The sequence below is a fragment of the Actinomycetota bacterium genome (assembly GCA_030684515.1).
Lineage (GTDB): Bacteria > Actinomycetota > Actinomycetes > S36-B12 > S36-B12 > UBA11398.
Genome location: JAUXVJ010000009.1, coordinates 265,763 through 288,907, shown reverse-complemented (window position 1 = coordinate 288,907; position 23,145 = coordinate 265,763). Strand labels below are relative to the sequence as shown.

The window sequence follows — 23,145 nt, the reverse complement described above, 5'->3', positions numbered from 1 at the left end:
GATTGCTGACAGCTCCATTTGATTCCCAGGAGGCCCGACTCATCATGACGAACACCACCCCCTTGCTCGAGGTGCAGCATCTACGAGCGCATATCGGAACCCCACGAGGGTCCGTGCGCGCTGTCGATGATGTCTCATTGAACCTTGAGGCAGGGCAGGCGTTGGGAGTCGTTGGTGAGTCGGGCTCTGGGAAGTCCATCATGGCCCGGGCGATCATGGGCCTGATGCCCCCACGCTCAGCCTGCACAGGCGAGGTTCGCCTTCAGGGAAGAGACCTCTTCTCGCTTTCCAAGAAGGAGAAGCAGGAACTGCTGGGCAATCAGATCGCCATGGTGTTCCAGGACCCGGGGAGATCGCTGAACCCTGTAGTGAGGGTGGAGCGCCAGATCTCAGAGGGCATGCGAAAGCATCTCGGTGTAAGCAAGAGCGAGGCTCACACCCGCGCCCTGCAGCTTCTCGTTGAAGTTGGTGTCCCGGATCCTGAACCTCGTCTTCGCAACTACCCCCATGAGATGTCTGGAGGCATGCGCCAACGCGTCATGCTTGCCATCGCATTGGCGTGTGAGCCAGTGCTGCTGATTGCCGATGAGCCCACCACCGCGCTGGACGTGACGATTCAGCGGCAGATCCTGGATCTTCTGAGATCTGTGCAGCGCGAACGCGGCATGGCCATGATGCTCATCAGCCACGATCTTTCAGTCGTGGCCGGCAGAACGGATCGTGTATCGGTGATGTATGCAGGAAGACTGTCCGAGACTGGCCCCACTCGCGAAGTCTTCGAGACCCCCCGACACCGGTACACCGAAGCGCTTCTTGGCGCTACACCATCGATCGCCACGGAACGGCATCAGAGGCTCCGTGTGATCGATGGCTCCCTGCCTGATCCCGTGAGCCCCCCGGAGGGCTGCCGCTTTGCTCCGCGATGCGAATTCAACACACCTGAGTGCATCGATCCGGGTCCAGCGTTGATCACAGCGAGTACAGAACACCAGTTCGCCTGCTTGCACCCTGTCGAGCATGCAGCGCGGGACACCGTGAACGTTGGACAAGGGGGACGCTGACATGGCTGGTAGCGGTACAGCACACCTGCGTGACGAACAAGCACTGCTTTCGGTCAAGGATCTGGTGGTCGAGTATCCGACTTCAGGCGGCCTGGTCCAAGCAGTATCGAAAGTGAGCTTCGACGTGGTACGCGGCGAGACCTTGGGCATCGTTGGCGAGTCTGGTTGCGGAAAGTCCACGACAGGCCGATCAGTGCTTCGACTCGACCGGTTGACATCGGGGCAGATCTCCTTCAAAGGCGAGTCAATCGAGCGTGCAAGCGAACGCGAGATGCGCAAGCTTCGACGCGAGATGCAGATGATCTTCCAAGATCCGATCGCCTCGTTGAATCCGCGGAGAAGGGTGGAAGACATAGTCGTCGAGGGCCTTGCAGTAGCCAAGCGGCCGGAGGAGGAGCGGAAGCAGACATCGAAAGATGTGCTGAGCCAGGTCGGACTGTCGGGTGAACGGTTCGCCAAGGCCTTACCGCGGGCTCTCTCAGGAGGCCAGGCGCAAAGAGTCGCGATCGCACGTGCGTTGGCCCTGCGCCCTGACCTCCTCATTTGCGATGAGCCGGTTTCGGCACTTGATGTCTCCGTTCAAGCACAGGTTCTGAATCTCCTTGAAGACCTCAAAGCCGAACACAACCTCACCATCATCTTCATCTCGCATGACTTGGGCGTAGTACGCACAGTGAGTGATCGAGTGATGGTGATGTACCTCGGCAAGGTCTGCGAGATCGGAGAGCCGGAGGCTGTCTACAACCAGCCAGCTCACCCATACACTCGCGCGCTCCTGGATTCCGTGCCTCAGGCAGATCCTGACGTCGCGTTCGGAGGGCCTGCCCTCGAGGGCGACGTGCCTTCCCCTCTTTCGCCACCCAGTGGTTGTAGGTTCCGCACGCGCTGCCCCAAGGTGCAGGACAAGTGCGCCGCAGAGGAACCGATCATGCAAGAGGTATCGCCCGGACAATTCGTCGCATGCCACTTCCCGCTTCTGCCTAGCCCCAACTCGTTGGTCGAGATCGCGGCGCCCCAAGGTGACCTATAAGTGACAGACCGGCTTTCGTGCCTTACGTCATATGTGTCACCGATGACATCTCGGACCACTTTCACCGATGAGAGACGCTACTGCGAGAGACCTGCAGCAACCAGTTCAGCGATCTGAACAGCATTCAGCGCGGCTCCCTTGCGAAGATTGTCGTTGCTGACAAACATCACCAAGCCTCGACCGCCGGATACCGACTGGTCTTGGCGGATGCGACCGACCAGCGATGGATCGGTGCCCGCAGCTGCCAAGGGAGTCGGCACATCAACCACTGATACGCCAGGTGCACTGCTCAGCAATGCAGTTGCCTCATCGACAGTGATCGCTCGATCAAACTCGGCATTGATCGAAAGTGAGTGACCGGTGAACACTGGTACCCGCACGCATGTGCCTGCAACGAGCAACTCCGGAATGCCGAGAATCTTGCGACTCTCGTTGCGGAGCTTCTGCTCTTCATCGGTCTCATAGGAACCGTCTGCCACCAGACTGCCAGCGAAGGCAATGACGTCAAAGGCAATCGGCGCGACGTACTTCTGAGGGTCGGCAAACTTCACAGCGCCACCATCATGAGTCAGCCCTTCAAAATCCTGATCGACTGCGTCACGTACCTGCGAGGCGAGTTCTGCAACACCAGCAAGGCCACTGCCCGACACGGCTTGATAAGTGCTGACGACCAGACGTCGCAATCCTGCTGCCGCATGCAGCGGCTGCAACACTGGCATCGCGGCCATAGTGGTGCAGTTTGGGTTGGCGATGATGCCTTTACGCATCTCCTTGATTGCCTGCGGATTGACCTCGCTGACAACCAATGGCACGTCTGGATCCATCCGCCAGGCGGATGAGTTGTCAATGACAACCGCGCCGGCAGCGGCAAACTTCGGCGCCATCTCCTTGGAGGTTGATCCTCCGGCTGAGAACAGCGCGATGTCGATGCCGCTCAGATCAGCAGTCTGTGAGTCTTCCACCACAATCTCCTGGCCTCGCCAGAAAAGGGTGGTGCCGGCCGAACGCGCAGAAGACATGAATCGAATTCGATCGATGGGAAATTCGCGCTCCTCAATCAAACGGCGCATTACTGCGCCAACTTGGCCGGTGGCGCCAACCACAGCAACGTGCAGACCGCGACTCATCGCCCGGTCCCCCCGTACACCACTGCCTCGCCGTCAGCATCAAGACCGAATGCGGTGTGCAAGGCCTGCACTGCGCGAGTGGCATCCGCAACGGTGGTCACAACAGAGATGCGAATCTCGGAAGTGGAGATCATCTGTACGTTGATATTGGCATCGGCCAAGGCAGTGAAGAAGGTGGCAGAGACACCGGCGTTGGACCGCATGCCAGCACCCACAAGTGAGACCTTTGCAATCTGCTCGTCAACGAGCAGTTCTTCGTATCCGATGGACCCGCGCTGAGCTTCCAGTGCCTTCTTGGCCAACTCGGACGAACCTTGAGCGCACGTGAAGGTCACATCGGTACGACCGGTCGCGGCGGCGGAGACGTTCTGGACGATCATGTCCACGTTGACGCTTGCATCAGCAAGAGCGCGGAAGATTGCCGCGGCCTCGCCCGGCTTGTCCGGCACTCCGATCACTGTGATCTTCGCGTCGTTCACGTCTGCTGCGGCTCCGGAGATGATCGGCTGTTCCATGGCTCTTCCTTCTGCAATAGCGGTCGCGATAGCTTCTGGCGAAAGCACATAGGTGCCTTCATGGGAGGAGAATGACGAACGCACATGAATTGGCAGATTGCCTCGGCGCGCGTATTCAACACAGCGCACATGCAGCACTTTCGCACCCACTGCAGCGAGCTCAAGCATCTCTTCGTAGGTAATGAACGGCACCTTGCGAGCCGCTGGGACGATGCGAGGATCGGCGCTGAACACGCCGTCGACATCGGTATAGATCTCGCACACCGACGCATTCAACGCCACTGCCAAGGCGACTGCCGTGGTGTCGGAGCCTCCGCGACCAAGTGTGGTGACGTCCTTGGTGTCATGCGAGACACCTTGGAATCCGGCAACAATCGGAATGGCGCCATCGGCGATTGCCTCCTGAAGGCGCCCAGGCGTCACTCCAACGATTCGCGCCGCTCCATGCGCCGCATCAGTGATGAGCCCGGCCTGCGAGCCAGTGTAGGAGCGGGCATCGGCACCAAGATCGGCAATGGCCATGGCAAGGAGCGACATTGAGATGCGCTCACCAGCGGTCAGGAGCATGTCCAGTTCACGGCCGGGAGGGCCATCGGAGACTTGATTGGCCAGTTCCAGGAGTTCGTCAGTGGTATCGCCCATGGCCGAAACCACCACGACCACATCATTGCCAGCGCGCTTGGCATGCACGATGCGGCGAGCCACTCGCTTGATGCTTGCGGCATCAGCAACGCTCGAACCACCGAATTTCTGAACGATCAAGGACACGATGGGAAAGTCTACCGTCGCGCGAGCAGCCCCTTGGCCTTGGTGATTCTGGCTCCACCGGCGCTAGCAGCCACGGGTAGATTCACACGGGCCACCCTGGCGAGTCGTTGAAAGGTGCCGATGCCCAGTCGTCTCGTCCGAATCGTCATCGCCTTCATTTGCGCTGGCTTCACTTCGGTCGTCGTCGCTTCGGCTGCACCCATGGGCCTGGCTCAACAGCCTCGGATCATTCATGGGGATCCGGCAACGGGCGACTTCAGATTTCTCGTGGCCCTCCTGAGCTCTGATGCTCTGAACGGCGCACTGCCCTTTGACTCGCAGTTCTGCGGTGGCACATTGACCTCGCCCACCACTGTCGTCACGGCCGCCCACTGCGTAGTTGCAGAGGGAGCCCGAACAGCAGCGGGGCCCAGCGAACTGGTCATCGGCTTCGGCCGCGATCTCAAAGCGCCAATGCGCTTGGTGCGCGTGTCGGCCGTGGCGGTCAACCCCGCATATTTGAAGAACGATTCAGCAGCCGACGTTGCCGTGCTGACTCTTGCTGCGCCAATCACAGATGTGCCACCGCTCTTGGCGGTGTCCCCACTTGAAGCGGCGGCGCTCACCGCAGCAGGCATTCACGTGACCACTGCCGGCTGGGGAAATACCTCAGCCTCAGCAGACAAGTACCCAACCCTGCTGCGCCAAGCCGAGATGGTCGTCTTTCCGGTGTCCAACTGCGGAAATGGCTACAACTTCACCGTCTCTGGATTGACCTTCGAGGGCTGGGGCCGCCAGGACGTGGATCCCAAAGTGATGCTCTGCGCAGCAGGTGTATCCAGGGGCTTGCAGGTGGATACCTGCGAAGGTGATTCCGGCGGTCCACTGATCGCCGGAAATGGTGCCGCAGCGCGCTTGGTCGGCATCGTCTCGTGGGGCGCCGACTGCGACTCCGGCACATCCGGTGTGTACACCCGAGTTTCGGCGACGTACGACTTTCTGCTCGCGCACGGCGCGATTGCGCCGATAGCGCCGCCGACAGGCTCCCCAACAGTGTCTGTGGCTGCACTGAACAACGCCTTGCTCATTACATTCTCGGCAGGCTCGGTCTCGCTGCCGGTGACCGGAGCTGCGGCATCTGTCATCAATCCTGCGACCGGACAGGCGGTGAGTTGTGTCGCACCAGTTGCCACTCTGCAATGTCGTGTGGAGGGGTTGAGCAACGGCACCAAGTACAACGTCACGGCCGTGGCAGGCACTCTCGGGGGAAATTCGGCAGTGTCATCGCCAATCACGGCATCGCCCCTCTCTGTACCTGATCCGGGCACGGTCGTGCGAGCAGTGCAAGTGGATTCGCACGAGGTCTATTTCCGCGTTTCAGCAGCACACGGAAACGGACCTGCAGTCACGCAGTGGAATGTGGTCTGCATTTCTCCAGCCGGCACTTCGTACGCAGGTGGGATCGAGATTGCGGGCGTGGGAGGTGATGCGTGGGTTGAGGAGTTGCCCCGCGGCACCTACAGATGCGCTGCATCAGCAACCACGGCAGTTGGCACAGGCACCTCGCTGTCAGTGCCAGTACGAGTGAAGTAGAACAGGTGTGACTAGACGCGGCGGCGGCCTTCAAAGGCCCGCCCAAGAGTGACTTCATCGGCGTACTCAAGATCGCCACCTACGGGCAGTCCGCTGGCAAGCCTGGAGACCGCCACCCCAAGAGGGGCGATGAGCCGAGCCAAATAAGTAGCCGTGGCTTCGCCTTCAAGATTGGGGTCAGTGGCAAGAATGACTTCGACGATGGCTCCGTCAGCAAGACGGATCATCAGCTCGCGAATGCGCAGATCATCTGGTCCGATGCCATCGATTGGGCTGATGGCTCCGCCGAGCACGTGATAACGACCCTTGAACTCGCGAGTCTTCTCGATCGCCACGACATCCTTGGGCTCCTCGACCACGCACAAGGCGGTGTGATCACGTCGAGGATCGCGACAGATACGGCACTCAGTCTCTTCGGCCACGTTGCCACAGATTGAGCAGAAGCGAACCTTCTCTTTGACTTCGCGCAGTGCATCGGCCAAGCGAAAGACGTCAGTGGGCTCAGCAGCCAGGATATGAAAGGCGATGCGCTGAGCACTCTTGGGGCCAACACCGGGCAACCGACCTAGTTCGTCGATGAGATCTTGAATGATTCCCTCGTACATCAGTGCTCAATCTCTCCGATTTGTGTGGCACCCAAAGCGCGAATGGCCAAGTCGACACCTGTCTCCTCGGTTTGATTCTCGTCATCCATGCTCGGGCTGTCAGGCTCGGCGGGTTTTGCTGGGCTTGCTTCGTTGGCCTTGCCAGTTGGCGCAACTGCATTGGGATCCAGCACGACATCGATGCGGACATCAACACGCATGACATCCAAGATGGCCTGCCGCATGCGCTCGTCATGTCCGCTGGCTCTCGCGTTGTTCACCTGCCCGGCATTGGTAACGCCGATAGCCAGGGTTCCATCACTGATGGACAAGGGCTGCGAAGCACTGAAGAGCATCCAGGCAACTCGTGAATACGACTTCGTCGCGTCAAGGACTGCGGGCCACATCGTGGCGAAGTCGGCAATCGACGGCATATCCCCCGCTGCGCTTTCAACTGGCGCTTCGACTGGTGCTGTCGGCTTGGTGGCTCCGGCAGGCTTTGCCTGCGGCACTGCTCGCGGTGGACGCGTGGCTGTGGGTGCGGCGGCTTTGGACTCAGGTATAGAAGCTTCAGGACTTGGCTCCGGAGTCTTGTCCGCCACAACCTCATCTACCTCTGCGGCTTCTGCGGTAGACGGAGCGATGTCAGACAGTCGACGCGCGGCCGGAGGCCCGGTGGGGGCGGCAGTCGCCTTGATCTGAACTGCCGCAGCATCAGCCGGAGCACTTGCGAGCCGGCGCTCGAGTTGATCAAGACGCGTTGCAAGTCCTCGCTCATCAGCATCGATGGCCGGAAGCAGAAGCCGAGCACACATCAGCTCCAATTGCAGTCGAGGCGCGGTGGCCCCCTTCAACTCACTCAAGGCCTCATTGACAACATCGGCAGCCCGTGAAAGCTCAGTCGGACCAATGATCTTCGACTGCTCAATCTCCCGAGCAATCTGCTGATCAGGTCCATCGATCAAGGCCGTTTCCGCGGCATCGGGCACATGCTGCAAGACGATGAGATCGCGCAAGCGTTCGAGTAGATCACTGACGAAACGACGTGGCTCATGTCCGGCGTCCATCACGCGTTCAATGACACCGAAGAGTTGCGCACCATCACGCGCGATCAAGGCGTCAACAGTCTCGTCGAGCAGAGTCATGTCAGTCATACCCAGCTGCATCACTGTGTCGGCGTACGTCACTCCGTCATCGCCGGCCCCCGCAATGACCTGACCCAAGATGGACAGACTGTCGCGAACACTGCCTGCACCTGCACGCGCAATCAACGCCAATGCATTGGCATCAGCGGACACCCCTTCAGTCGCACAGATTTTCGCCAAGTGGGTCTGCAGTTCGCGCGTGGACACCAAACGAAATGTGTAGTTGTGCGTGCGCGAACGAATAGTCGGCAGCACTTTGTCGACCTCAGTCGTGGCGAAGATGAAGCGAACATGCGGTGGCGGTTCTTCGACAAGTTTCAACAGGGCATTGAAACCAGCAGACGTGACCATGTGGGCCTCGTCGATGATGTAGACCTTGTAGCGCGAAGAGGCTGGCGCGAACATCGCGCGCTCGCGCAGATCGCGAGTGTCCTCCACTCCACCATGACTCGCCGCATCCAACTCGATCACATCGATGGATCCCGGTCCGTTGGGAGCAAGATCCATACAGCTGTTGCAGACCCCGCACGGATCAGGCGTGGGACCCTGCTCGCAGTTCAAGGAACGAGCCATGATCCGAGCCGTTGATGTCTTGCCGCAGCCACGAGGGCCAGCGAACAGATAGGCGTGGTGGGTGCGATTGTGCTCAAGGGCCCGGCGCAAGGGGCCGGTCACATGCTCTTGCCCGACTACCTCATCCAGGCTGGCCGGACGGTAGGTGCGATACAGGGCCATGGACACGCTGGCCACCCTAATGTGCGCACAAGGGACCCCTCGCACACCCGATAGAGCCCACCTGCCCTTGCTGCCTTCCGGCCCTGGGGGGGTTAAGCGGGATACCGCCGCACGAGGGGTCGCACCAACTCTAGAGGCAGGTGGCGGCTTCGGCGAATGTGGTGGCAAGTACGCTCGCCCGCGGAGGATTCGCCTAGTGGCCTATGGCGCTCGCTTGGAAAGCGGGTTGGGGGAAACCCCTCAGGGGTTCAAATCCCCTATCCTCCGCCACTTGAAAGAGGGCACGTTTCTGTGCCCTCTTTTGTGCTTGTACCCTCGTCCGCGGTGGCGTGTCCGAGCGGCCAAAGGAGCACGCCTCGAAAGCGTGTGTGGGGGTAACCTCACCGTGGGTTCAAATCCCACCGCCACCGCCATCTTCTTTTCAAGCAGTCATGTCATGCAGGACTCCCAGATTTCTAGCGCTGCTATGCGATCATCTCGAAGGTGAGCGTGAGCCCGGAGGCTGGAAAGACATTCGTCAATACGCCGTTGCCGCAGCTTCAGGCCAGCAATAACGCCACCTTCTACGGACGAGTCGTCGTCCTGCTCGTGTTCGCCTCGATCCTCATCGTTTCCGCAATCGCCATCGCCGTCGGCAGGTACTTCGACGGGCAGCAGGCCTACCTGCCGCCGGAGGAGCGCACTGTCGGCAACCGCGAGATCCTCGTCTCGCAGCAACTGCCTCCCAGTGGGCTGGTGATCGTCGCACTCGTGGCGATCGCCGTCATCGCGATCGTGGCCGTCAGCTTCGAGGTCATTGCAGCACTCATGAGCGTCAGCCCGAGGCGCCGAGTACTGAACGAGCTCCGCGGGCAGGACCTGATGACTGCGGAGGCCGGAGCCCGAGTGCGCGTCACGGTGCTCGTGCCCGCCCACAACGAGGAGTTCTCACTGCCGACGACATTGGCGGCGCTGGCCAAGCAGACCAGACCACCGGATCGGGTCATCGTCGTCGCGGACAACTGCACCGACAGAACGGTGGCGATCGCGAACGAGATGGGCCACGAGGCCTTCGAGAGCGTGAACAACGTGCATAAGAAGGGCGGCGCCCTCAACCAGGTGCTCGCCGCAGTGCTCCCGGTCGCGGGGCCGCAGGACGTCATCCTCGTGATGGATGCCGACACCAGCCTCGGGCCGCGCTATCTCGAAGTGGCAACGCAGTGGATGGAGGCAGACCCCGAACTGGCAGCCGTGGGAGGCGTCTTCTTCGGCGAGGAGGGGCACGGGCTGATCGGGCAGTTCCAGCGCAATGAGTACACGCGCTACAGCCTGCAGATCAAGTCGCGTCGTGGCCGTGTCTTCGTGCTCACGGGTACAGCGACGATGTTCCGGGCGTCCGCGCTCATCGACGTGGCCGCCGCGCGCGGCGTGTTCATCCCCGGCGAGCCCGGCAACGTGTACGACACGGCGGCGCTCACCGAGGACAACGAGCTGACCATCGCGCTGAAGTCCCTCGGCGCCACGATGGTGTCGCCACCTGAGTGCTACGTCATCACCGAGCTCATGCCGGCGTGGAGGAACCTGTGGGTCCAGCGCCAACGATGGCAGCGCGGCGCCCTGGAGAACCTCGCCGCGTACGGCATGACACGCGCGACCATCCGCTACTGGGGCCAGCAACTGGGCATCGGCTACGGCACTGTCGCCCTCAATGCATCGTTGCTGCTCCTGTTCATCACAATCATCTCCCTCGACCGATGGATCTGGTTCCCGTTCTGGATCATCATCGGTGGCATCTTCTGGCTCGAGCGGGTTATCACTGCCTGGCGGGGTGGTTGGCGTGCCCGGCTGCTCGCCGCGGCGCTGCTGCCCGAGCTCGGCTACGACGTCTACCTCCAGGCTGTCTTCGCCTCGTGCCTGTTCGACATCAGTGTCGGTCGTCAGGCGACCTGGGGACATGTGCAGCATCCGGCGGGGTCGACATGATCGGTATCCAAGCGGGGCTCCTCCTCCCGCAGAGCACGCTCAGCCAGCCCTGGTTTCTGGTGTTCGCACTCGTCGTGGGCTTCAACACGCTCATCTACTTGGGGCTGACCGTCTCCAAGCTCGTGCCATGGCCGCCACAGATCCACCCGAGCCGTGTCCGCGCGATCCTTCCATTCGCCTCAGCACAGGAGCCAGCCGTGACCAGGAAGACCAGGGCGTCGCTGCATGAGCTGCACGAGCCATTCGTCCAGCTGCGCCACGATGCCGCACGCCAGACGATCCCGCAGGCCATGGTGCTCATAGGTGCACTGATGCTGGTGATCGCACTGCTGAATCTCCTTGCCTACGACGAGCCCTCGCCGCGGAACAGCATCGGCGCGATGGTCACCGCATTCGTGCTGATCGCGACCTCACAGGTGCTCGTGCGAACCAGCATCTCGGCATCGGGAATTATCGCCGTGTGGACAGTGATGATCACCGTGGTCATCATCGAGGTCTCCTACTTCGCGGCTGTGAGAAACGAGCCCGTTGTCCTTGTCAATGCTGTCGTCCTGCTGGTGATGCTCCCGCCGATGTCGATGTCCTGGCGCGCCGGGCTCGTCGGCGGTGCGCTGAGTGCCACAGCGGTGCTGGTGTCCGGCTCGGTCATCGACTCCCTTGCGACCCTGCCATGGGTGGTCGCAAGCCTTGCCGCTCTTGTGGCCGGACTCGTGCTCCTGCAGATACGCATGACGATCATCGACCGGCTCAGCCTGTCCCAGATGCGGGCGAATGCCCTGGCCAGCACAGACCCCCTCACCGGGCTGTTCTCTCGGACCGGCCTGCTTGCCCTCGCCGAGACCATCGCGAGCACCGCAGCAGCAAACGGCCAGCAGGTGCATGTGCTCCTGTGCGACATCCGCGGCCTGGACGCCATCAACCGCGCCTACGGCATCGAGTTCGGTGACGAAGTGGTCCAGGTGACTGGGCGGGCGGTCAAGGCCACGCTCCCCGCCGCAGACCTCGTCTCGCGATGGGACGGCAACTCGTTCCTCACCTTGGGCGTCGGCGCCATCGGCGACCCTGCCGAACTGCGTGCGCAGATCGAGCAGGCCATCGCGCGCAGCGGCGTGATGCTGGGCAAGCGTGCGATCGCCGTGACCCTCGGCAGTGCCGTCGCCTCGCCCGGTCAGTCGACCTTCGAGGAACTGGTCGAGACCGCAACTCAGGAAATAACCGCGCACCGAGCTGCCCTGAGCCAGCCGGTGGATCCCGAGTAGCGAGGGGTCAGCGCAGTACGCGCCAGCTGCGGCTCCAGTCCTTTGGCTACACAGCTCACGTGGCGTGTAGCCAAAGGACTGGAGCGGTTGTTGCCTGCGGGACGAATTCGACCGAGGGGCTCTTGGATCTGGCTCAGTATCTCGGGGCGTCTGCTTGGCCCGAATACGTGAAGGCACGAGCGGCGATAGCGTGAGAACTCACGGCAGGCACCACGAGATGGCACGGATGACTTGCCACGAAGATTAGGTAACCCTAACCTTGCCCCGACAAGGGAGGCTTGATGTTCGCCAACTACCTCATCGGGTTGAGGGAAGGTATTGAGGCTGCCCTCGTCGTGAGCATCCTGATCGCCTATCTCGTCAAGACCGAACGGCGCGATGCCCTCACGCCAGTGTGGATCGGCGTTGGCCTGGCCTTGGCCCTGAGCCTGGGCTTTGGAGCTGCTCTCACCTTCAGCTCGGCCAATATGTCCTTCAAGATGCAGGAGGCCTTTGGCGGCTTCATGAGCATCATCGCGGTCGGTTTCGTCACGTGGATGGTCTTTTGGATGAAGAAGACCGCCCGCAATATCCGCGGCGAACTTCACGGTCGACTGGACAACGCTCTGAGCATCGGCCCCTATGCGATCGCTGTCGTTGCCTTCATCGCAGTCGCGCGCGAGGGCTTGGAAACGTCCCTGTTCATCTGGGCCGCTGTGCAGTCAACGGGATCTGGTTTCTCCCCGATCGTCGGCGCGACTCTGGGCCTGGCCACGGCTGTGGTCCTTGGCTATCTGTTCTACCGCGGGGCCTTGAAGATCAACCTGGCTAAGTTCTTCACCTACACCGGCGCCGCCTTGGTTGTGGTGGCGGCAGGTGTCCTTGCCTACGCCGTGCACGATCTCCAGGAAGCAGGCATCCTGCCTGGACTGGACAACTTGGCCTTCGACGCCACGGGGGCGCTGCCGCCAGCGAGCTGGTACGGAACCTTGGTCAAGGGAATCTTCAATCTGTCTGCCGCACCATCTGTGCTTGAGCTTGTCGCATGGTTCGCCTACTTGATCCCGGTGATGTACCTGTTCTTTCGCAAGCCTCGAATCAAGCCGGGGGCCGCGCCTCAGATCGCCTCGGCGTCGGCGGCCGCTGGCCGCTGACCGCCCAGCACAACTGGCAATTCAATCGGACCCACCCACGATCACGCCCGGAGGAAGAATGCTCGTCAGCTGGAAGTCCACTGCAATTCTTGCTCTCGCCGCTCCAGCTCTGCTCCTGGCCGCATGCAGCTCCAGTAGTGAAGAGGGTTCAACCTCTGCTGCCGTCACGACCATCGCAGTGAACGCAACAGATACCGAGTGCACCCTCGATCAGGCAACGATTGCTTCCGGGCCGGTCAATTTTGCAGTCACCAATTCCGGGAGTCAGGTCACTGAGGTGTACGTCTACGGCCAGAGTGGCGATGCATTCACCACAGTGGTCTCGGAGGTCGAGAACATCGGACCGGGCATCCGGCGAGATATGAGTGTCGAACTGGCTCCTGGAACGTATGAGATCGCATGCAAGCCCGGGCAGACTGGTGACGGAATCCGCGCCTCACTCACGGTGACAGGTAATGCGAGCCAGAATCCGGCGGCCTCCACCGCAGCACTGCGAGCCATAGCACTCGGCATCAACGACGCCGACACCCTTACCGGACTGCAGGGTCAATCAGCGAACATCGAAGAGAAGATCGAGTTTGAAGTGACGAACTCAGCAGTCGCCCAGCGGATCTTCGAGGTCAAGCGTCCAGATGGTTCAGTGGCAGGAGAGATTGAGATTGAGTCCGGAAAGACTGGCGATCTCACTTTGGACCTTGATGTGGCCGGAACGTGGAGTCTGATTGTCGAAGGCGGAGCAACGGAGACGGCAGCAGACTTCTCGGTCAGCTAGTCGCCGCGGGAGTCGTTGCCCGCACGGGGGCGCAGCCTGGTCCCGATGGGCTCGGGGTTGGCGAAGCCTTTGTGGCTGCAACGGTCGCATCGTCCAGAACTGCTGTGAACTGCTCTCCGAGCAGGACGTCGACTACTCGCTTGCTTCGGCCATCGGGAATCAGCGTTACTCCGGGAAAGTAGTAGGCCAGCAATTCTGCAGAGGGTTTGCCCTTGGGCCCGTAACGGATCTCACCGATGCTGGCTACCTGCCGCTTGCCGACCGCATTGCCGACATCACGCACTGTGAAGCCACGTGCACGCAGCACCTCAGCAGTGCCGCCGGCCAAGCCGGGTGTCTGAGTGGCGTTGTAGACATTGACGCGCACTCGTGAGACGGCGGGCAGCGACTCAGCGGGCGACACCATCACCGTGACACAAGGCGATGGGTTGGGTGTGGCTGCCGCGTCTGGCTCTGAGCTTCCGCTGAACATTTGGACGATCAGGAAGAGCAGGGCCAGGATCACCAGCGCAGCGAGCACGAACCCAGCGACGATCTGCCAGAGAGGTCGACGGCGACGGCGACGGGGTGCAATCCGAATCGCACCCTCACGCATTCCGCTCATGAATCCTCCTGGATTCGAATCTCCGCCATGAAATCGCGCACCAGATTGCCACATTCGGTGGCGAGTACTCCACTGACCACTTCTGGACGGTGGTTCAGGCGACGATCTCTGGGCAGATCCCAGTGCGAACCGCACGCGCCATATTCCTCATTCCAGGCTCCAAAGACGATGCGATCCACTCGAGAGAGCACTGCCGCGCCTGCACACATCGGGCACGGCTCCAAGGTGACCACCAGCGTGCAGCCATCCAGATGCCAGTCGCCCCTGCCTTGTGCTGCCGCCCGCAAGGCGAGAACTTCGGCATGGGCGGTGGGATCGGCCGTTGCCTCCCGCTGATTGCCGGCTCGGGAGATGACAGCACCTGAGGCGTCCAGCACCACCGCCCCGATGGGCAAGTCACCCGAAATCGTCGCCTGCTTGGCCTCGGCAATCGCCAACTCCATCGACTCGCGGTAGCGCTCCTGCCTGTGGTCCACGCTAGGAGGATAGGACCAGCCGCGCCCGTCAGGCCGGCGAAGGCCGCCGCCGGTCCAGCAGCACGGCAGCGGCAAGAGAGAGCAGGCCCATGCCTGCGATGAGCACCCAGCCGGCGGCGTCGCCTAGCCCGGAGATGTTCGCAGGGTCGTCCGGGCACATGCCAAGTCCACACTCGGGAATCACTGAAACTGCGATCAGGACTGCGTCCAATATCACCCACACGATGGCCGTGTAGGCCGCGATCCGCATCACGCCCGGCGTGCCGCGCAGCCCGAGATCACCGCTGGTCAGTGGCGTCTCCCACAGCAGCAAGATCGCACAGCCCACAATGCCGACCGCGAAGGTTACGAAGGCCCAGGTATAGAGGTGGAGACCCAGGAATTCTGGGCCATAGCCCGGGTTAGTGGCATCGGCGATGTGCAAGAAGATCTGTCGGACACTGCCGGCTGCGCCCACGGCAGCAGCCAGGATGCTCAACGCGTAGTGGCGGGCGCGGATGCCCCACAGCAGGTTCATCATCGGCCCCACGGCCAATCCGATCATCCCCGAACGCTGGATCAGGCACAGCGGGCACGGCTGCTCGCCAACGCCCAACTGCAGGTGCAAAGAGCCAGCGAGCACGCCAATGAGTGCGAAGAGTGCTGCGATGTTGACGAGCCGGGCCAACTCGATCTGGCGCTGGGCAGACAAACTCATGAGTTCCGTTCTCAGATCGGCTTGAGCGTGGGCGCTAGAAGTTCAGTGGGATCGGGTCGTTGATATGCATCCTCAGTAGCACGGCGGTCAGGATCAGCGTCAGGATGACCAGTCCGGGCGTCCAACGCCACCGGAGCACGATCCCAGCGAAGACGATCAGCCACAGCACAAACATCGAGAGCATCACGGGAGCACGCTAGCGAAAGACGATCATCTGGCTGTACAAGAGCGGAAACATTCCCGTAGCGAACGAAGCAACCTTGCTGAAACACCGGTCACCTAGTGTGTTGGGTGAACCCGGCGCGACCGGGCTCGAGGCGTGAGCGGCGGGAGGTGTGATGTCAGTGGCAACAGTCTCGGCCCCATTCGACGAGATGCTCGAGGGTGGAAAACCGCGCTCAACTCACCGAGCACTGTTCAACACCCTGGAGGAACTCGGACCGCAGGGGCTGGCAGAACGTGCCCGTCAGCGCGACTCCTATCTGGACCGCCACGGCATCACCTTCACTTTGGGCGAGCGCGAGCGACCACTGCCCATGGACCTGGTGCCCCGCATCATCACGCCGACCGAATGGCAAAGCATCGAGGCCGGAGTCATCCAACGGCTGCGCACCCTCGAGCTCTTCCTAGCCGACGTCTACGGCGAGGGCCAGGTTCTCCACGACCACGTCATTCCCCGGACCTTGGTCACCAGCTCAAACCACTTTCACCGGCAGGCATGGGGCGTCAAGCCAGCAAACAATGTGCGCATCCATGTCTCGGGCATTGACCTCATCCGCGATGAGCACGGCATCTTCCGAGTGCTTGAGGACAATCTGCGCAACCCCTCAGGCGTGTCGTACGTGCTTGAGAACCGACGCACCTTGGCGCACGTGCTGCCAGAAGTCTTTGCCAAGCATCGGGTGCGTTCGATCAATGAATACCCCGAGCGGCTGCTCGAAGCACTCCGCGCCTCCGCGCATGAAGATGTCATTGATCCCAACGTCGTGGTGTTGACACCCGGTGTGCACAACTCTGCGCATTACGAGCACGCATTCCTTGCTCGACACATGGGTGTGGAACTTGTTGAAGGACGGGATCTCTACTGCCGCGATGGTCGCGTCTGGATGCGCACAACTGCTGGTCCGCAGGTCGTTGACGTGGTGTACCGCCGTATCGACGACGACTACCTGGACCCAGTTCACCTTCGACCTGACAGCGTGTTGGGTGTGCCGGGACTCATCAACGTTGCCCGCGCGGGACATGTCGGCATCGCCAACGCGATCGGCAATGGCGTCGCTGATGACAAGGCCGTGTATCCATACGTCCCAGCGCTGATGCGCTACTACTTGAACGAAGAACCCATCCTTCCCAACGTCGACACCTACGACCTCAGTGATCCTGATCAACGCGAGCACGTCATCCACAACATCGAGAGCATGGTCGTGAAGCCGGCGGACGGCTCCGGGGGCTACGGACTCGTCATGGGCCCGTCCGCAACGGAGAAAGAACTCGTGGGCGCTATTGCGGCCATCAAGGAGGATCCGCGTTCATGGATCGCGCAGCCAGTGGTGCGTTTCTCCACGTATCCCACTGTTGTTGAGGATGGCGTGATCAAGCCACGTCACGTTGACCTGCGTCCGTTTGCTGTCAACGACGGGACCAACGTCTACGTACTGCCCGGAGGGTTGAGCCGCGTTGCGCTGCCTGAAGGAAGCCTTGTTGTGAACTCCAGCCAAGGCGGAGGATCCAAGGACACGTGGGTGCTCGAAGACACGCAGACTGTCGATCGACCTATCCCTCGTGAAGTGCCGCGCGCTGCAATGGTCGACATGGACATTCCGGATCGCGTTGATGCTCCCGTGGCGCATGACGAGCGAATGCTGCAGCAGGAACGTCAGCAACAGCAGCAAGGAGGCCAACCATGCTGAGCCGCATCGCCGAATCCTTCTTCTGGCTTGGCCGCTACATCGAACGAGCCGAAGGCACAACGCGCATTCTGAGTGAGCACTACCAACTCATTGTTGAGGACCAGTCAGTCTCTGAGCCGATGGCCTGCGCGATCCTGCTCGATGCGCTGTCCATGCCACATATCGGTGTCGAGGACGGCCTGCTTCTGGTGCGCAGCGTCGTGGGTGAGACCGGACTACCCGCGACCATCACCGGCGCAGTCAGTGCCGGACGCGACAATGCCAGAGCCATTCGCGATTCGCTTTCTGCCGACACTTTCGAAGCCCTCAACGCAGCACACCTGTTCTTATCGCGCGGACTCACGCATTCGTCGAGTCCCGGCGTTGGCCTTCACCGCGTGCTGGAACGCTTGTTCGTCGTCAACGGCGTCATCGATTGGACGATGTCACGCGATGAGGCCTACTACTTCATGATGCTTGGTCGTCAGATTGAGCGAATCGACATGATGGGACGCCTGTTGGCTATGCGCCACGAGCAGTTGTGGCCGAACTCGGGTCCTGTTGCAGTGTTAAGAGCAGCTGGAGCCCTGTCCGCCTTCCTGCGGACTCGCGCGCCGCTGCAGGGCACCGATGTTCGCAAGTTTCTCGTACTCGATGAAGCCTTCCCGCGTTCGATGCGAGTCTGTGCGGGCGATGCCGAGCTCGCAGTGCGCGAACTCGAACGACGAGGAGTGGGCGACGGCGGCACCTTGCTGCGCGAAGTAGGCATGCTGCGCTCAGCCTTGGAGTACACGACCAGTGATGACCCCAAGGAGATCGACCGCCTCATTTCCGAATCTCGACAAGCAGCAGTACGCGCATCCGATCAGGTCAATCGCGCCTTCTTCCGGCAGCACGGCACACTCGTCTGGAGCCACTAATGACTGCTGAGCCAATCGTCGCGAACTCTCGCGTTGGCCGACGTCTGCAGATCTCCCACCACACGGGGTACCAGTACTCAGCGCCGGTCGAAGCGTCGTTCAACGAAGTGCGCATGACGCCGATCACCGAGGGTGGACAGGTACTTCTCAGCCATAGCCTCCTGGTCGAGCCGGCCGCGAACATCCAGACCTACACCGACTACTGGGGGGCGCTTGTCGAGAACTTCGATGTGCACACCCCGCATCGCATGCTGCAGATCACTTCGCTGAGCACTGTTGACATTCCACCGATGAAAGAGCCAAAAGAGGGTGGCTCCTGGCACAGCGTGCAAAGCATGGAAACCCAGGAGCGCTGGGCAGAATTTCTGACAAATACCACCTTCGTCGACTCACCCGAAGAAGATCCTTCGCGCTCGGCGATCGTGCGCGAACTGCGGCACGTCGGCAGCCCGGCAATTGCAGTGCGCGGAGCCATGGAAGCAGTGCGCAATCAGATCGTGTACACGCCCGGGGCAACCAATGTGTCCACGACTGCAAGTCAGGCCTGGGCCACAGGGCGCGGTGTCTGTCAGGACTTCACGCACGCGATGCTCTCAATTCTGCGAGCGCTGCAAATACCAGCTCGATATGTCAGTGGTTACCTGCACACCGAGGAAGCTGCCCTTGGCATGACCGTCGTCGGAGAATCACATGCGTGGGTGGAGTACTGGGATCAGGGCTGGCACGCCGTTGACCCCACGAACAACCGAAGTGTCGGTGCAGCACATGTAGTGGTTGCTCGCGGACGCGACTACGGCGATCTGCCACCTCTCAAGGGCATCTACGCAGGTGGACGCAGCGGTGCGCTGGGCGTCACGGTGGAGATCACTCAGATCGCAAAGTAGTGCGGCGCGTCATTCAATAACGACAGGTCGCGCTCCCACGCCCCACACGACGTAGTTCCACATCCAGTTGGCAACCACGCTGATGCGGTTGCGACCACCTGCCAGATAGAACACGTGCAGACCTAGCCAGGCCAACCAGGCCACTGTGCCGTGCAAGCGCAGACCTTTGGCCTCAACAACTGCCCGACGTCGGCCGATCGTGGCCATCTGGCCCTTGTCCTTGTACTTGAAATCGGTCAAGGGCTCGCCGGCAATTTGCGCTTTGATCTGCTTGGCCACGTGTCGTCCCATCTGCATGGCCACAGGGGCGATCATTGGCAGGGGGCGACCCTCAGGGCCGTCAAGACAGGCTGCGTCACCAATGATCCACACATGGTCAACCAACTCAAGAGTGGGTTTCACCCGCAGACGATTCATGCGATCCGTGAGACCAAGTGATGCCCATTGTTCATGTGCAGCCACGCCCGCGGCCCACACGATCGTGCCAGCAGTCAGAACTTCGCCCGACTTCAAGTGGACGTCATTTGGATACATCCGGTCAACAGCAGCATCAACCATCACCCGAGCTCCGAGATCCTCAAGTTCTGATTTCGCGTGCGCGCTGGACTTCTCGGTGAATGGAGGCAGTAGCCGAGGGCCCGCTTCAACCAGAGTCACGCTCGCCGCATCTGCAAGATCCGGGAACTCGCGCTTGATCGAGCGCTGAAGCTCAGCCACTGCGCCAGTTACTTCAACGCCGGTAGGCCCGCCCCCAACGACAACGACGCGCAGGTGCTCCTTGGGTCGATGACCATTCTCGACTTCCTCATAAATAGACAGCAGCTGATTTCGAATGGCTCGTGCCTGATTCATCGTCTTCATCTGCAGTGCGTGTTCAGCTACGCCGGCAACGCCAAAGGTGGTGCCCGTGCTGCCGGTTGCAAGCACCAGGTCGTCAAAGGGCAGCACGGTGCCATCGTCAAGGCGAATGCTCTTGCGTTCGATATCGATGCGTACAACATCGCCTCGGCGAAAATCCACACCCGGGATGGCTCCACGAACTGAGTAGGCGATGTCGTCTTCAGACAGACCACCCGTTGCCACCTGATACAGCAGAGGTGCAAAGAGTTGATAGGGATTGCGATCAATCAGGGTGACGTGCACGTCGCGCGATTTACTGAGCTCGCGCGCGCACCGAAGACCGCCGAAGCCAGAACCGATGATCAGTACATTGCGAGGGCCGCCGGCGTTTGCACTCATGCCACTGCCCTTGGATTCAGAGGCCACTAGGCAGGCGTGGTCGTATCAAGGCGAGCTTGCTGCGCAGCGGACAGTTCAACTGTCGCGGACTTCACGATTGAATCAACGGTCGCGGGCCTGGTGGCACCTGGAATGGGGATCACTACAGGCGACATTGCCAAGAGCCAGGCCAAGGTGACCTCTTGCGCCGTAGCACCCACCTCTTGGCCGACTTCGGCAAAGTCCTTGTACTTGGATCCAACCTCACTGGCCTCATTGGATCCACCAAGAGGGGACCAGGGCAAGTAGGCGATACCCAGATCCGAGCAGTGGTCCAGGGCATCACGATGACGGCGGAATCGCGGGGAGTACTGATTCTGAACCGACACCACACCGTTGTCCTGTGGGCCACCGAGAATCCCGATGGCGATGTCGATCTGCTCCTTGCTTGCGTTGGAAAGGCCAATGCGAGCAACCAGCCCTGCATCCTTCAATGACAGGAGCGTGCGCATCTGATCTGCATAGTCGAGCTCAGGATCGGGGCGGTGGTGCTGGTAGAGCTGAATCTGCGAAACACCCAAGCACACCAAGCTCTTTTCGCAGGCCGCCCGCAGACCATCGGGGCTGGAATCCGAGCCGAACACTCCGCCGGATTCGCGCGTGATGCCTCCCTTGGAAGCCACCAGCACGGCGTTGAGATCGGCGGGGCCGGTGTAGGTGCGAAGCGCTTCAGCAACCAGCATCTCGTTGTGCCCGATGTCCTTGGCCGACGGGGCATAGATATTGGCCGTATCGATCAAGGTGACACCCAGATCAAGCGCCCGATGAAGAGTCGCGATGGTCTGCTCACGCTTGTCGACATTGCCCGGGAAGGACATTGGCATGCCGCCAACCCCGACGGAGGAGACAAGCAGGTCACCGATAGCGCGCTGAGGCAAAGTCACAGCCGGAGTCTAGCGGCGGTGATCAGTTCAACGCCTCGGCCGCGATGATCCACTCGGCTTCAAGTGAGTCACGCTTGGTGCTCATCTGCTGCAGTTTTCGATTCAGATCATCAAGTTGCTGATGATTGGTAGAGGTCTCGGCCATCTGCCCGTGGATGGTGGCTTCGTCGGTGTCCAAGCGAGCCAGTGAGCGCTCAATTCGGGCTAGGTCCTTCTCAAGAATTCGGCGCTCGGCCGCATTGGACTGAGCCTTCTTGGGCTGCGCCTGCTCTCCTTGACCCCGGGTAGCTCGGCGGCGCTCGATGAATTCATCGACACCACCGACCAAATGCGCCAGCGCGTGGTCGCCCAGCAGCGCGAAGGTGTCATCACATACTCGCTCAAGGAAGTAGCGGTCATGGGAGATCACGATCAGCGTGCCACCGAAGCTGTCAAGCAGATCTTCAAGCGCAGTAAGGGTTTCCACGTCGAAATCGTTCGTCGGTTCGTCGAGCACCAGCACATTTGGGCCACCCATGAGCAAGCGCGTGAGCTGTAGGCGACGACGTTCGCCGCCTGACAGATCACCCACTGGCGTCCACTGACCGTCGGCGCCAAAGCCGAGCCGTTCACACAACTGAGAGGCCGTCAGTTCGCGGCCCTTGCCGATCTCTACGCGGTTGGCCACCTTCTCGACGGCCTCCAGTACTCGCCAGGTCGGATTGAGTTCCTCCAGATGCTGAGAGAGGTAGGCGGGCTTCACGGTTACGCCTGTCACCAGCTTGCCCTTGACTGGCGGCAACTCGCCCAACAGCAGTCTGATGAGCGAAGTCTTGCCGGCACCATTGGCCCCGAGCAGCCCGATGCGGTCGCCAGGACCGATGTTCCACGTGACATGTTCAAGCAGAGTGCGGCCAGCCACATCCATGGTCACATCACGAATCTCAAACACCGACTTGCCCAGCCGAGCGCCCGCAAATGCCAGCAACTCAGTCGTATTGCGCGGTGGTGGCTCACCCTCGATCAGCTCGTTGGCGGCATCGATTCGAAACTTGGGCTTGGAAGTGCGGGCGGGTGCACCTCTGCGCAACCATGCCAACTCCTTGCGCAGCAGGTTCTGACGACGAGCCTCCGATGATGAGGCCTGGCGATCGCGTTCGGCCTTTGCCAGCACGTACGCCGAGTATCCGCCGTCATACTCCTCGACCTTGCCTTGCACAACTTCCCACGTGCGTTCGCACACTGCATCCAAGAACCAGCGATCATGAGTGACGACGACGACGGCGAGCTTGGGTCGAGACTTCAGATGATCAACGAGCCATGCAATGACATCGACATCAAGATGGTTGGTGGGTTCGTCCAGGAGCAGGAGATCGCATTCGGTGATCAGTGCTCGGGCCAGTTGCACTCGACGACGTTCGCCACCGGACATCGTGGCGATGCGCGCCTGCAGCAGTTCATCACTGAATCCTCCAAGCAGGCCATTGAGCACCTCGCGCACTCTGGCATCCGATGCCCACTCGTGCACCGGACGTCCGGGCACCACAACGCTTGCCACCGTGGCGTCCGGATCAGGAGAGTCCACCTGCAGGACCATCTCAACGTGCACATCTGACCCAACTGTCACACGACCGTCATCAACTGGCTCAAGACCGGTGAGGACGTGCAGAAGAGTGCTCTTGCCAGCTCCATTGCGCCCGACGACAGCGATCCGCTCGCCAGCGCTGACGCCAAGGGAGACCCCATCAAGTAGTGGGCGTTCTCCGAATGATTTGGCTACTGCTTCAATATTGACAAGATTGCGAGTGGCCACGAATCACATTCTCGCAAAGGTGCGTATTCACCATCACATCGCACATCAATCCACTAGC

Annotated in this window: 21 protein-coding genes, 2 tRNA genes and 1 other RNA gene; 12 read left to right on the top strand and 12 right to left on the bottom strand. The window is 60.9% G+C overall.

What is annotated here, in order from left to right; translation table 11 throughout:
• The first annotated feature begins 44 nt into the window (after positions 1–44).
• Both Q8M73_03155 and Q8M73_03150 read left to right on the top strand, forming a co-directional pair.
• Positions 45–1,061: an ABC transporter ATP-binding protein gene (locus Q8M73_03155; protein MDP2287545.1), complete on the top strand. Its 1,017-nt coding sequence runs from the start codon at positions 45–47 to the stop codon at positions 1,059–1,061.
• A gap of 1 nt (position 1,062) precedes the next feature.
• Complete coding sequence (locus tag Q8M73_03150) at positions 1,063–2,091, top strand: ABC transporter ATP-binding protein (GenBank protein MDP2287544.1); 1,029 nt, start codon at positions 1,063–1,065, stop codon at positions 2,089–2,091.
• Positions 2,092–2,168: 77 nt separating this feature from the next.
• Here the strand turns inward: Q8M73_03150 and Q8M73_03145 are convergent, their stop codons facing one another.
• Positions 2,169–3,218: an aspartate-semialdehyde dehydrogenase gene (locus tag Q8M73_03145; protein ID MDP2287543.1), complete on the bottom strand. Its 1,050-nt coding sequence runs from the start codon at positions 3,216–3,218 to the stop codon at positions 2,169–2,171.
• Positions 3,215–4,501, bottom strand: a complete 1,287-nt coding sequence (locus Q8M73_03140) for an aspartate kinase (GenBank protein ID MDP2287542.1) — start codon at positions 4,499–4,501, stop codon at positions 3,215–3,217. The genes Q8M73_03145 and Q8M73_03140 overlap by 4 nt, the downstream gene beginning before the upstream one ends.
• Positions 4,502–4,621: 120 nt before the next feature.
• Here Q8M73_03140 and Q8M73_03135 point away from each other — a divergent pair, with 120 nt between their 5' ends.
• Positions 4,622–6,073, top strand: coding sequence for a serine protease (locus Q8M73_03135; protein MDP2287541.1), 1,452 nt, complete (start codon positions 4,622–4,624; stop codon positions 6,071–6,073).
• 11 nt (positions 6,074–6,084) lie between these two features.
• Here Q8M73_03135 and recR read toward each other — a convergent pair whose 3' ends face one another.
• The 3 genes from recR to ffs all read right to left on the bottom strand — a co-directional run bounded on the left by recR (position 6,085) and on the right by ffs (position 8,661).
• Positions 6,085–6,678 carry a recombination mediator RecR gene (gene recR, locus Q8M73_03130; GenBank protein MDP2287540.1) on the bottom strand — a complete coding sequence of 198 codons (594 nt, stop codon included), beginning with the start codon at positions 6,676–6,678 and terminating at the stop codon, positions 6,085–6,087.
• Complete coding sequence (locus Q8M73_03125) at positions 6,678–8,537, bottom strand: DNA polymerase III subunit gamma and tau (GenBank protein MDP2287539.1); 1,860 nt, start codon at positions 8,535–8,537, stop codon at positions 6,678–6,680. Before Q8M73_03125 ends, recR begins: the two co-directional genes overlap by 1 nt.
• Before the next feature lie 27 nt (positions 8,538–8,564).
• An RNA gene (gene ffs, locus Q8M73_03120) (signal recognition particle sRNA small type) lies at positions 8,565–8,661 on the bottom strand.
• A gap of 58 nt (positions 8,662–8,719) precedes the next feature.
• Between ffs and Q8M73_03115 the strand changes: the two genes are divergently transcribed.
• From Q8M73_03115 to Q8M73_03090, 6 genes are all read left to right on the top strand, one after another.
• Positions 8,720–8,807: transfer RNA gene (locus Q8M73_03115), tRNA-Ser, on the top strand.
• A gap of 53 nt (positions 8,808–8,860) precedes the next feature.
• Positions 8,861–8,950, top strand: a tRNA-Ser gene (locus Q8M73_03110).
• 76 nt (positions 8,951–9,026) lie between these two features.
• A complete protein-coding gene (locus Q8M73_03105; protein MDP2287538.1) occupies positions 9,027–10,499 on the top strand; it encodes a glycosyltransferase family 2 protein in 1,473 nt (490 codons plus the stop codon).
• Positions 10,496–11,758: a GGDEF domain-containing protein gene (locus Q8M73_03100; protein ID MDP2287537.1), complete on the top strand. Its 1,263-nt coding sequence runs from the start codon at positions 10,496–10,498 to the stop codon at positions 11,756–11,758. Before Q8M73_03105 ends, Q8M73_03100 begins: the two co-directional genes overlap by 4 nt.
• A 281-nt stretch (positions 11,759–12,039) precedes the next feature.
• Positions 12,040–12,891 carry an iron uptake transporter permease EfeU gene (efeU, locus tag Q8M73_03095; GenBank protein ID MDP2287536.1) on the top strand — a complete coding sequence of 284 codons (852 nt, stop codon included), beginning with the start codon at positions 12,040–12,042 and terminating at the stop codon, positions 12,889–12,891.
• A 58-nt stretch (positions 12,892–12,949) separates the two neighbouring features.
• A complete protein-coding gene (locus tag Q8M73_03090) occupies positions 12,950–13,663 on the top strand; it encodes a cupredoxin domain-containing protein (GenBank protein ID MDP2287535.1) in 714 nt (237 codons plus the stop codon).
• Here Q8M73_03090 and Q8M73_03085 read toward each other — a convergent pair.
• The 4 genes from Q8M73_03085 to Q8M73_03070 are packed head-to-tail and all read right to left on the bottom strand — an operon-like array spanning position 13,656 to position 15,627.
• Complete coding sequence (locus tag Q8M73_03085; protein MDP2287534.1) at positions 13,656–14,267, bottom strand: LytR C-terminal domain-containing protein; 612 nt, start codon at positions 14,265–14,267, stop codon at positions 13,656–13,658. The genes Q8M73_03090 and Q8M73_03085 overlap by 8 nt on opposite strands.
• Positions 14,264–14,743 (bottom strand): nucleoside deaminase, encoded by a 480-nt coding sequence (locus Q8M73_03080; protein MDP2287533.1) that lies wholly within the window; start codon positions 14,741–14,743, stop codon positions 14,264–14,266. Before Q8M73_03080 ends, Q8M73_03085 begins: the two co-directional genes overlap by 4 nt.
• 28 nt (positions 14,744–14,771) lie before the next feature.
• Entirely contained in the window at positions 14,772–15,440 is a 669-nt protein-coding gene (locus tag Q8M73_03075; protein ID MDP2287532.1) for a disulfide bond formation protein B, read from the bottom strand.
• Positions 15,441–15,474: 34 nt separating this feature from the next.
• A complete protein-coding gene (locus Q8M73_03070; GenBank protein MDP2287531.1) occupies positions 15,475–15,627 on the bottom strand; it encodes a hypothetical protein in 153 nt (50 codons plus the stop codon).
• Between the two features lie 151 nt (positions 15,628–15,778).
• Between Q8M73_03070 and Q8M73_03065 the strand changes: the two genes are divergently transcribed.
• From Q8M73_03065 to Q8M73_03055, 3 genes are read left to right on the top strand one after another with little or no spacing between them, the layout of a single operon-like run.
• Complete coding sequence (locus tag Q8M73_03065) at positions 15,779–17,350, top strand: circularly permuted type 2 ATP-grasp protein (GenBank protein MDP2287530.1); 1,572 nt, start codon at positions 15,779–15,781, stop codon at positions 17,348–17,350.
• Complete coding sequence (locus Q8M73_03060; protein ID MDP2287529.1) at positions 17,344–18,249, top strand: alpha-E domain-containing protein; 906 nt, start codon at positions 17,344–17,346, stop codon at positions 18,247–18,249. Before Q8M73_03065 ends, Q8M73_03060 begins: the two co-directional genes overlap by 7 nt.
• A complete protein-coding gene (locus Q8M73_03055; protein MDP2287528.1) occupies positions 18,249–19,133 on the top strand; it encodes a transglutaminase family protein in 885 nt (294 codons plus the stop codon). The genes Q8M73_03060 and Q8M73_03055 overlap by 1 nt, the downstream gene beginning before the upstream one ends.
• A gap of 9 nt (positions 19,134–19,142) precedes the next feature.
• Here the strand turns inward: Q8M73_03055 and Q8M73_03050 are convergent, their stop codons facing one another.
• The 3 genes from Q8M73_03050 to Q8M73_03040 are packed head-to-tail and all read right to left on the bottom strand — an operon-like array spanning position 19,143 to position 23,087.
• On the bottom strand, positions 19,143–20,372 hold the full coding sequence (locus Q8M73_03050; GenBank protein MDP2287527.1) for an NAD(P)/FAD-dependent oxidoreductase: 1,230 nt from the start codon (positions 20,370–20,372) through the stop codon (positions 19,143–19,145).
• Positions 20,373–20,398: 26 nt separating this feature from the next.
• Entirely contained in the window at positions 20,399–21,289 is an 891-nt protein-coding gene (locus Q8M73_03045; protein ID MDP2287526.1) for an aldo/keto reductase, read from the bottom strand.
• A gap of 28 nt (positions 21,290–21,317) precedes the next feature.
• Positions 21,318–23,087 carry an ABC-F family ATP-binding cassette domain-containing protein gene (locus tag Q8M73_03040; GenBank protein MDP2287525.1) on the bottom strand — a complete coding sequence of 590 codons (1,770 nt, stop codon included), beginning with the start codon at positions 23,085–23,087 and terminating at the stop codon, positions 21,318–21,320.
• Between the last annotated feature and the right edge of the window lie 58 nt (positions 23,088–23,145).